At 61.5% G+C, this 270-nt stretch carries 1 protein-coding gene; it reads right to left on the minus strand.

Annotated elements, in window-relative coordinates; genetic code table 11:
- On the minus strand, window positions 1-270 hold a 270-nt coding region (locus tag SB754_RS20410; RefSeq protein ID WP_410784184.1), incomplete at both ends, for a hypothetical protein.

The raw sequence follows: 270 nt of genomic DNA on the forward strand, positions 1-270 counted from the left end.
TCACCCCTCGCTAGCTTGACCGCGGCGTCCGTACTGCCCAATGCGGTCAAATACGTGTAGCCCAGGACAGCGAGCGGTTCACGCGCGAACTGCAACGCCTTCTCCCGATCTTCAGCACGCACGCCGCGTTCGGCCTGAAGTCGCTGCATCTGCTCATCGTAGTAGTGCCGGCGCAGGCCGAACATCACGCACCACGTCAACGCAGGAAAAGCAAGCAGGCGCACCCAGAACCATGCGGTATCGGTCGCTTCGTCTTTGGACCGTGTCAAC

This window comes from Leifsonia sp. SIMBA_070 (genome assembly GCF_046534635.1).
Lineage (GTDB): Bacteria > Actinomycetota > Actinomycetes > Actinomycetales > Microbacteriaceae > Leifsonia.